The sequence below is a fragment of the Cupriavidus sp. 05T313 genome, assembly GCF_056396665.1.
The window spans coordinates 1-10,107 of sequence record NZ_JBFTLX010000259.1; the positions used below are offsets into that span (position 1 = coordinate 1).

General features: G+C 63.1%; 8 protein-coding genes and 1 pseudogene. 4 read left to right on the forward strand and 5 right to left on the reverse strand.

Going from position 1 to position 10,107, the window contains the following annotated elements:
- Both AC1DKD_RS34590 and AC1DKD_RS34595 read left to right on the forward strand, forming a co-directional pair.
- Positions 1-1,308 (forward strand): helix-turn-helix transcriptional regulator (locus AC1DKD_RS34590; protein ID WP_477144281.1); only part of this gene is annotated, 1,308 nt, incomplete at its 5' end.
- Between the two features lie 202 nt (positions 1,309-1,510).
- Positions 1,511-1,843 carry a hypothetical protein gene (locus tag AC1DKD_RS34595; RefSeq protein WP_441636117.1) on the forward strand — a complete coding sequence of 111 codons (333 nt, stop codon included), beginning with the start codon at positions 1,511-1,513 and terminating at the stop codon, positions 1,841-1,843.
- Between the two features lie 244 nt (positions 1,844-2,087).
- On the opposite strand, the gene sorB is transcribed toward AC1DKD_RS34595, so the two are convergent.
- The 5 genes from sorB to AC1DKD_RS34620 form a co-directional block, all read right to left on the reverse strand.
- Positions 2,088-2,726 carry a SorB family sulfite dehydrogenase c-type cytochrome subunit gene (gene sorB, locus AC1DKD_RS34600; protein WP_441636118.1) on the reverse strand — a complete coding sequence of 213 codons (639 nt, stop codon included), beginning with the start codon at positions 2,724-2,726 and terminating at the stop codon, positions 2,088-2,090.
- Between the two features lie 8 nt (positions 2,727-2,734).
- Entirely contained in the window at positions 2,735-3,988 is a 1,254-nt protein-coding gene (gene sorA, locus AC1DKD_RS34605) for a SorA family sulfite dehydrogenase catalytic subunit (RefSeq protein ID WP_441636120.1), read from the reverse strand.
- Positions 3,989-4,037: 49 nt separating this feature from the next.
- A complete protein-coding gene (locus AC1DKD_RS34610) occupies positions 4,038-5,123 on the reverse strand; it encodes a YeiH family protein (protein ID WP_441636122.1) in 1,086 nt (361 codons plus the stop codon).
- A 417-nt stretch (positions 5,124-5,540) separates the two neighbouring features.
- Complete coding sequence (locus tag AC1DKD_RS34615; protein ID WP_477112104.1) at positions 5,541-6,260, reverse strand: DsbA family oxidoreductase; 720 nt, start codon at positions 6,258-6,260, stop codon at positions 5,541-5,543.
- 3 nt (positions 6,261-6,263) lie between these two features.
- On the reverse strand, positions 6,264-7,310 hold the full coding sequence (locus AC1DKD_RS34620; RefSeq protein ID WP_441636126.1) for a Bug family tripartite tricarboxylate transporter substrate binding protein: 1,047 nt from the start codon (positions 7,308-7,310) through the stop codon (positions 6,264-6,266).
- A 416-nt stretch (positions 7,311-7,726) separates the two neighbouring features.
- Between AC1DKD_RS34620 and AC1DKD_RS34625 the strand changes: the two genes are divergently transcribed.
- Together AC1DKD_RS34625 and AC1DKD_RS34630 are read left to right on the forward strand one after the other, a co-directional pair.
- Positions 7,727-9,385 (forward strand): fatty acid--CoA ligase, encoded by a 1,659-nt coding sequence (locus AC1DKD_RS34625; RefSeq protein ID WP_477144282.1) that lies wholly within the window; start codon positions 7,727-7,729, stop codon positions 9,383-9,385.
- A gap of 89 nt (positions 9,386-9,474) precedes the next feature.
- Positions 9,475-10,107 (forward strand): annotated as a pseudogene (locus tag AC1DKD_RS34630) (polyhydroxyalkanoate depolymerase); the annotation flags it as partial.

The window sequence follows — 10,107 nt, forward strand, 5'->3', positions numbered from 1 at the left end:
CGCGCCGCCGCCTATTACGCGGACGAGCCGGATTGCATGGCCGCCCTGTTCGATCGCTGGGGGGAGGTACCGCCCGTGAGCGATGCGTGGCTGGTGCAGGCGCATGCCAATCGCCTGGCTGCCCGCGCGTTGATGGCGGGGGAATATGCCAGGGCGCGTCGCTACGAGCAGAACGTACCGCTTGGCGAGTCTGGTCTTGCCTACCGCTATGTCGTCCGCTGGCGCGATTACATCATTGGACTGGCGTACCTGTTCGAGGGCCAGGTCCTGTTGGCGGAGCACACGCTGCGGCCGGCGCTGGGCCGTGCCGACGAAGAACTGGGCCGGCGCCACCCGTTTTCCTGCATGCTTGCCGCACTGCTGGCCACCGCCATTCATGCACGCGACCAGATTGACGAAGCGGCAGCGCTGCTGGCCAATCGACTCGACATCCTGGAGCGCGGCGGCACGCCAGACACGGTGCTGCTCGCTTACCGCACGGCGGCCCGCATTGCAGCTGCCACGGGTGCTGAACATCGCGCCCTTGACTTGCTTGAGACCATGCATGCGGTTGGCGTTGCCCGCAATCTGCCGCGGCTGTGCGTGGCCAGCCTGACCGAGCAGTTGCGGCTGCATAGCGGCTGCTTCCGCTCCGAGACATGCCGGACCCTGCAGCGGCACATCGGCGAGATCGTTGCGGACAATGCCTCGCCCGATTCTCCGATCAGGCAGCGCAGCCTGAACTTGCTCCAGAATCTGGCGCATGCCTATGTCTGCATTGCCGAGCAGGACTGGCGGGCGGCGCAGCAACACCTGGCGCGGGCCGAGGCGGGGGCGGAGGCGATGAAACTCGGGAGCATGCGCGTCGAGATCATGGCGCTGCGGGCGCTGGCGCAGGACCGCTGCGGCGAGAAGGGGCTAGCCTTGCTGCGCGAAGCCATGAATCTTCTGCAGGCGTACGGGATGACGCGCGGCCTGCTCGACGTCAATCCCGCGCTGGCGGACTGGGCGCGCAATAGCGAGATGGAATCGTTCGGTGCGCAGCGTCTTGATCCTGCCAGGCAGGCGCGGGAGGCGGTGCCCGTCACTGCCGAGGCCGGCGCAGACAGGCCGCGTGTGGCGCTTAGCATGGTGCTGACACCGAAAGAGCGTAATGTCCTGGCGTTGCTGGCCCGGCATCTCGCCAACAAGGAAATCGCGCTTGCCATGGGCATCGGGCAGGAGACGGTCAAGTGGCACCTGAAGAACTTGTCGGCCAAGCTGGACGCCGGCACCCGCAAGCAGATCGTGCGCCGGGCGCAGTTGCTGGGCTTGTTGCGAGACGCATAGCGGGAGTGCCGTCGGTCCCGGCCGGCAGCGTGACGTTACCCAGCTAAGACACAGCCTCCCCCCCGTTGCTGGGGGGAGGCTCTTGTCCGAGACATGTTTGAATCGGCCAGATGCTCAGTCCCCCCGGTCGAAGCCGCAGTCACAGCGCATTCATTCGGCCAGAGCATCACTCCGATGCATTTTTTGTCTCTGAAGGACGACCATGGCCTACTCTCTGACCCGAGCCGACTTGAACGGCATCACTGACGCTGAACTGGCGCGTAGTACCGAGAAGCTCCTGCCGAAATGGGACGAGATCCCTGAGGAGTTCCGGAACGGCAATCTTTACACCCAGGTCGCGGACGCTCGCCTTCATGATTACCCGCTGCCGGGCATCTCCATCTCCTTCCTGCCGGGCTTTGAAAACGAAGGCGCCGGCGAGGCGCTGGACCGCTGCGTCACCGCGCACCTGAATGCCTTTGCCGTCAAGCACGAACACAAGATGGCCGCCGTGGGCTACATGATTTCCAAGATCTGCAAGGTGACCGTCGTTTAACCGCCAGCAAGACGCCACCGGCCCCGCCTCGGCCTGCGCCGCGAGTGGGGCTGAGCGGCAGGCATTGCGGCTGATCGGACGCGACATGCCGCTGCTGGCGTTGCCTGGAGTGAAGCATGCCGCCGTGCTGAACGTCATCGCCAACGTATTGGATGACAAAGGCGTGCCGATGCCGGCCTGGAACCGGCCAGGCCTGCGCGTATTCGCCCGCTACGGCGCGCCAGGCGCCAGGAATCCGAGGCTGCTACTTTGTCAGCACCCAGTTGGCCAGGGTTTTCAGTTCCGCGTCGCTTAGTTGCGGGAACCCGGGCATGGGAACGGCGCCCCACTTCCCGCTGCCGCCGGCCCGAATGCTCTGCATCAGTTGCGTGGCCGCATCCGGCTTGCCGGCGTATTTCGCCGCGACATCATGCAGCGCTGGCCCGACCACCTTCTTGTCGACAGCGTGGCAAGCGGTGCAGTTGTTCGCACTTAGCAGGCTCCTGGCATCCTGCGGCGCTGCGGATGTCTGCGCGGCAGGGTGCGCGCCAACGGCTCCCTGGCTGTCCTTGCCCCGTTCGGCGCCGTAGGTGTTGACCAGATAGTCGACCATGGCCGGCATGTCTTCGTCCTTCAGCGGTGCGCCAAAGGGCTTCTTCATCTTCTTTACCGTGGCTTCCCAGTAGGTGCGCGTCGATGACGGCGGCTGGCTCTGCACGTATTGCGCGGAGTGGCAGGTCATACAGTTCTGCTGTACCAGGCGGTACCCTGGGAGCTCGCTGGCCCGATAGCCGGCGGTTTCCGCAGGGAGCGTGACTTCCAGTGCAAAGGCAGCGGGAATGCCGCTCAACACCGCCAACGTGGCGATAAGGCCGGCGCGCACCAGCTTATGCGGATTCTTCATGGTGTCCCTCATACGGCGCTGACGCGGGTGGTTTCCACCACGTTGCGCATATAGCCAGCCGGATTCCAGAGTGCATTGAGCGGCTGGCTTTGGCCAATTCGATTGGTGGCGCGTACGCGCAGCTCGAAGCTTCCCTTGCGCGGCGGGCGGAAGGCCACGCTCCATTCCCGGAAGGAGTAGCGGCCAAGATCCTTGCCCAGACGCGCCGCGCTCCAGGTCTGCCCGCCATCGGCGGAGAAGGCTACGTCGGAAACACCGTACCCACCGTCGAATGCGATGCCGCGCACGACTGTCTCATGGCCGGCCGAGATCTTGCTGCCGGTCTGCAGGCTGGTGATGAAGGAGCGAACATTGAAGCGGCCAATCGGCGTTGTGCGCGCGGGCGCCTTGCCCGGTTCGACGCATGCGCAGCCGTTGTCGGGAATGCGATACGCCGCGCTCATCCAGAAGCCATCGAAGACGCCGTCAAGCACCTGGATATTCGAAAGGTGCTTCACCCAGTAGGTGCCATAGTGACCCGGTACCACCAGGCGGAGCGGATAGCCATTGAGCAAGGGCAAGTCCGCCCCGTTCATGCCCCATGCCAGCATCACCTCGCCATCCAGCGCGTGATCGATATGCAGTGCTTTCAGGAAGTCCGGACTGCCATCCAGCGGCGGACGGTCCAGTCCGTCAAAGCTGACCTGCACGGCACCCGGCTGCACGCCAGCCTTTTCCAGTACTTTTTTCAGCGGAATCCCCATCCATCTGGCATTGCCCATGGCACCGTTTGCCAGCTGCCCGCCATTGACGCGCGGCTCTAGAAAGCCGCGGCTATTCCCGGAGCACTGGTTGACCGCCACCAGTTCAACGGGGTCGGTCATGCGTTTCAGGTCCGCCAGCGACAATGCCAGCGGATTCGCAACCTTGCCGCCCACTTGCAGCCGGTAGCTGTCGGGATCGATGGACGTGGGAATGCCGCTCCAGTGGTATCGCACGAAGAATGCATCGTTCGGCGTGAGGACGCCTTCGTTGAATACGCTGAATGGTGTCTCGAGCTGCGGGGGGCGGCTGGTAAGGAGGATCAGCGGGCGTTTTTGGGGGAATGCCACCAGTTCGCGCGTGCCGTTGTCGAACGGCAAGTCCACGGTGCCTGCATTCGCGGTCGCCATTGCATCGAACGCCATGCCGCCCAGCGCCGCATGCGCACCGAGTGCGGCCGCACCGCGCAGGAAGGTGCGCCGCGTGGGCAGCACTTGCTCAGGATTCTTACGGTTCTCCACTATTTCTCCTCTTCGGTTGGTCTTCTTCTCGCTTCTTATCCGCCGTCGCTCAGGCCGTGAACCAGCACAGGGCGGCGCCACCTGCAATCAGGAACACGAACAAGATGCCCGCCAGGATCATGGGTGCGCGTCCGGTCCGGACCAGGTCAATCAAACGCGTTTGCAGGCCGATCGCAAGCATGGCGGTGGCAAGCAGCCAGTTGTCCAGTGCGATCAGCCCGGGCTTCCAGGCAGGCGGGACCATGCCGGCGGAGTTGATGGCCATCACGGCAACAAAACCAAGGGCAAACCACGGCACCGAGCGCAGGAGACCGGACCAGCCGGCACCGCCCGTATCGAGACCTTGCTTGCGGTCGCTTGCGCGGGTCCACAGCGCCATGATCAGCAGCAGGGGGCCGAGCGCCAGCACGCGTACCATCTTGGCAACGACGGCGGCATCGGCGGTCGCGTCGCTGACCATCTTGCCGGAGGCAATGACCTGCGCTACCTCATGCAAGGTCGCGCCGGTGAAGATGCCGAATGTGCGTTCGCTGACCGCGAAGTGCATGTGGCCCACGGCGAGGTCGAACAGGTAAGGGTAGAGCACCATGCCCACAGTCCCGAACAGCACGACCGTAGCCACGGCAACGGCAGTCTGGCGATTGTCGGTCTTGACYACTGAAGCCATGGCAATCGCGGCGGCAGCCCCGCAAACAGCGCTCCCCGCGCTGACCACAAGCGCTTCGCGCCGTTCGAGGCCCAGCAGCCTGACGCCGATCCAGGTACCCAGCAGCAAGGTCGAGACCAGCATGGCCAGGGGAATCAGGACACCCGCGAGGCCCAGCGCAACGATCGCGTCGAAGGTCAGGCGCAGGCCATACAGCCCCACACCCAGGCGCAGCATGTGATGCCGCGCGACCTGCATGCCCGGCGCCAGCGGCGTGAGCCAGTCGCGCGGCAACGTGTTCCCGGCGAACATGCCTGCGAACATGGCGAGTGTCAGGGCGCTCAGGCCCATCTTGGCGATGGCCGGATGCTCTGAAAGCTGAAGCGCCAGCCAGGCGGTAAATCCCAGAGGCAGAAGCGTAAGCAGGCGATTCCGCCAGTTCAGGGCGGCGGAGACGGGGGGGCTGCTGGCTTGTGCGATGGAAGACATGGGGGAGCTTTTCTATGTTGATATGCGAGCGTAGAGCGCCTGGCTAAATCGGAAAAACGCGAAATTTGGATATCCCTTACCGGTTTTGTCGATAGGGGGTCAAAACGCGCTTCCTGCCGATGCGCCGCAGCGCCGGTTTCCGCATCGGCGCATCTCGTCGCCTGACTGGAGCCGCGGCTGGAATGGGCAGGGCGCGTTCCGGCGACAGTGAGCAATGGCGAAAAAAAAAGCTCGCATCTGGAATCCCGGATGCGAGCCCGAATGCCAAGAACCCGATGCCCAGTCTAGTCCTCGCAATGTAGGTGATTGCCCCCTGTCGCGGGGGGGGGCAGCGACGCGATCGCCGGGCTCCCGTGTAACAAATCGCGCATTCGCACACGGCACCGTTCTCCCGCACCGCGTCGGCTTTGAGCGGCTTCAGCCTCGAACCGAGCGCAACATCGCTTCGAAAATCGTGTCCGGCGGATGGGCGCCGGAAAGCGCTTGTGTGCCGTTGAAGACAAAGCAGGGGACGCCGCTGATGGCATAACCGGCAGGCGGTAGTTGACGTACCAACCCGCCATGCCGGCCGGGGGACGCTCCGAGATGCTCGGCCAGCCCTTGTCGGTCCAGTCCGCTATCCAGTCCCAAGCGTTCCAGGACGGAGAAGTCGCCGATATCCTCTCCGTCCATGAAATAGGCGCAAAACAGGCGTTCTATCAATGCCGCCACTTGCACTTCGTCGCCATGCCCCGCGGCATGGGCGACCAGATCATGTGCGGCCGCCGTGTTAGGCAGGAGGGCGATCCGCTCGAAGTTGAAATCGACGCCAGCGGCGCTGCCGGCTTGCCGCACCTGGGCACGACGCCTGGCGATCGCGTCAAGACTGCCAAGGCGTGCAAGGTAGAAGGCTTGGTAGTCGAAGCCGCCAACCGGTGTGTCCGGCAACAACTGATGCGAGCGCCACAGCAGCTTCAGACTCACGTCAGGCCGTGCTTCGGCCAGACGGCTCGCGGCAACCTGCAGGTTGCGCTTGCCAATCAGGCACCAGGGACAGACAAAGTCGAAGAAGACTTCGATCGTCAATGTGTGACCCATGCCATCGGGCTCGGTTTTCGCGGGCGCGGCGCTTAGGCTCATATCGATAACGTCTGGCATCTGTTATTCGGGCTTGAAGTCTATCGCCTTCAGCAGCGCACCCTGGCGCTCGTGGGCAGCGTGAAGCGAGGCGCTTAGCTCAGCCTGGCTCTTGGGGAGCCCTGCATCCAGGCCCAGTTCGGCAATGCGATCCCGCACGGCGGGCGTTTCGAGTACCTTGCGGGTTGCGGCGCGCAGGCGTTCCTGAATCGCTTCCGGCACGTCCGGTGTTGCCCAGAGTCCTATCCACGCTACCTGATTGAGCCCCGGATATCCGAGTTCCGTGAATGTGGGTACTTGCGGCAGCACGGCGAGACGCTTCGGCGAACTGACGGCGAACGCATGGAGCTTGCCGGCCTTGATCAGCGGTAGCGACGTTGCGGTGCCGTCGAACATCAGCGGGACATGCCCCCCCATGACGTCCTGTAGCGCTGGCGGAGAGCCTTTGTACCCGACATGGCTCATGTCGATACCGGCAAGCCGATTCAGTTGCAGGCCCATGGTGTGCCCAAGCATGCCGCTGCTGTAGGACGCGTAGTTGACGCTGGCCGGGTGGGCCTTGATGTATCGAATCAGTTCGGGAAGGTCCCTGGCGGGCAACTTCGGGTTGCCAACAAGCACCAGGCCGCCACGCGCCAGTTCCGCCAGTGGCTTGATGTCGTTGAAGGGATCAAAGCGGAGCTTTGATAGAAAAGGGATTTCGGAAGCGATGCCGTCCTGGATGACAAGGAGTGTATAGCCGTCATGCGGTGCCGCCAGAACGTCTTGTACCGCGATCGCGCCGAAACCTCCCGGCTTGGAATCAACGATAAAGCTCTGGCCAAGCTGCTTGCTCAGGCCGTCGGCAAGGCTGCGGGCAAGCATATCGGCAGTGCCTCCCGGGGGCGCGGCGGTGACGATGCGCACGGGCTTCGCAGGCCATGCCTGGGCAACGGCTTGTTGAGAAGCGAAGCAGAGGGCCATTGCCCCGCCAGCCATTAGCGCGCGACCGTTCCTGTTGAACCAACCAATGCATTTCATGTGAGTCTCCTGGTTATTCTTGCGGCATCCGCGATGCGGGCGACGCGCCACGCTACCGGCGAGCGGTCTCGCCCCGCCGCGAAGGTTGCTACCCCGCACTTTGGTGAAGTGTTCCTGGGTACCTGTCGCCAGTATTCTGATGCTGGCGAGTGCGGCGTCCCCCCCCAGCAGTGGGGGGGAGCCGCGGCGATTGTCCTGCAGAATTCAGGGCAGCAGGCTTACTTCATGCCACCTTCAGACCCAGGCTCCGGCCGGACAAGCTGAAGTAGGCTGCCAGCCTTTGCGCCGGAACACGCATCAGCCGGCGCAGGTAACGACGATCGCCAGCCTGGCACGTCCCACGCGCGCATCAAACGCGCGGCGGGCGCCGTACTCAGCGAACCATGGGGCGCTGTGCAAACGCACGGTTCGCACGCTGCATGGCCTGGCAAAGATACACACCCACCAAAACTACCAGGAGACCCTCCATGCAAGCTTTTGACCCAGCCTCGAGCCAGATTGCGGCAACCCCGTCGGCCTATGATTACCCGTTGCTTGTCGGGCAGTTGCTTCTGAACTCCGTCAGCCTCTATGGCGACCAGGAAATTACCTACTGCGCAGAACAGCGCTTTACCTTCGGGCAGTTCCGCCAGCGCATCGGACGGCTTGCATCCGCGCTTGCCGCGCAAGGCGTGGCGCATGGAGGCACGGTTGCCGTCATGGATTGGGACAGCCACCGGTATCTTGAGAGCTATTTCGCGATCCCGATGATGGGCGCCCGACTATTTACCGTCAACGTGCGCATCTCGCCCAAGCAAATTGCCTACACGCTGAATGACTCCGGCGCCGAAGTGATCCTGGCACACGCCGACTTCCTTCCGCTGCTGGAGGAAATCCGATCCGAATTGCGCCATGTCCGCAAGATCATCACGATTGCCGACGGTCAGTCGCTGCCCGAAATCAGCCTGCCGGTCGCAGGAGAATACGAGGCGCTGCTCAGCCAGGCATCGCCCGACTTTGCATTCCAGGACTTTGACGAGAAGACCACGGCGGCCATCTTCTATACGACCGGCACCACCGGCGATCCGAAGGGCGTGAGCTACAGTCACCGTCAGATCGTCCTGCATACGCTCGCGACAGCGACCACTCTGTGCGCGCCGCGAGAGGGCCAGAGACTGCATCGCGAAGACGTCTACATGCCCATCACACCCATGTTCCATGTGCTGGCGTGGGGCATGCCCTATGTCGCCGTCATGCTCGGTCTCAAGATCGTGCTTCCCGGCAGGTATTTGCCGGAAACCCTGCTACGGCTGCGCAAGACAGAAAGCGTGACGTTCTCCCATTGCGTGCCTACCATTCTGCAGATGCTGTTGCAACAGGCTCGCGAGCAGGAGACGGATCTGCGCGGATGGAAGATGATCATCGGTGGCTCCGCGCTGTCGGCATCGCTCTGCAAGGCCGCGGTCACGGAAGGCATCGACGTCTTCGCCGGCTATGGCATGTCGGAGACTGGGCCGATCGTCGCGCTGTCTCAGTTCCCGCCGGGCGTGGCTCCTGAAGACATCGATGAAAGCGTGCGCCTGCGCTGCATGACCGGCAGGCCGGTTCCCCTGACCGATTTTCGTGTTGTCGATAGCGAGATGCGGGATGTGCCGCGCGACGGCAAGACGCAGGGAGAGATCGTGTTGCGCTCGCCTTACCTGACCCTGGGATACCTTGGCAAGCCCGAGGCCTCGGAGGAACTCTGGGCGGGGGGCTACCTGCATACCCAGGACGTGGCGGTCATGTTGCCGGATGGATACATACAGGTCGTTGACCGTCTCAAGGACGTCATCAAGACAGGTGGTGAGTGGGTGTCTTCCATCGAAGTCGAGCATTTGATCTGCGGGATTCCCGGTGTGCGTGAAAGCGCGGTGATCRGCGCGCCGGACGAAAAATGGGGCGAACGCCCTATGGCCGTCGTGTGCGTCAGCGATGAGGGCCTGACTGTCGAGGATATTCGCCGCCACTTGCAGCATTACGTCGACGAAAAGCGGATCAGCCGATACGCCGTGCCGGATTCGCAGCGAATCGTATTCGTCGCCGAGATCCCGAAGACCAGCGTAGGGAAAATCGATAAGAAGCAACTGCGGAAGAATCTGCTATAGCTGACCAATAGCTGACGAAGTGCGCAGCCGAGTTTTCTTCTATCTGGAAAAACGCTGAAGAAAAAAGGATTATCCCGGGGGAAATAACCATGCTTTACCAGCTCCATGAATTCCAGCGCTCGATGCTCCACCCGCTTACCGCGTGGGCGCAGGCTACAGCCAAGACCTTCACCAATCCCCTGAGTCCGCTTTCCCTGGTGCCAGGCGCCACGCGCCTGGCCGCGGGCTACGAACTGCTCTACCGGCTCGGCAAGGAATACGAGAAGCCGGCCTTCGATATCAGGTCGGTACGCTCCAACGGCAGGGACATCCCGATCGTCGAACAGACCATCATCGAAAAGCCCTTCTGCAAACTGGTGCGCTTCAAGCGCTACGCGGACGACCCCGATACCATCAGGCTGCTCAAGGATGAGCCGGTCGTACTGGTGTGCGCGCCCCTGTCGGGCCACCATTCCACGCTGCTGCGCGACACGGTGAAAACCYTGCTGCGGGATCACAAGGTCTATGTGACCGACTGGATCGATGCCCGCATGGTGCCGGTCGAGGACGGCAGTTTTGGCCTGGTCGACTACATCCATTACATCCAGGAATTCATCCGCCACATCGGCGCGGAAMACCTGCATGTGATCTCGGTGTGCCAGCCTACGGTGCCGGTGCTCGCGGCCATCTCCCTGCTGGCCTCGGCCGGCGAGAAGACGCCCAAGACCATGACCATGATGGGC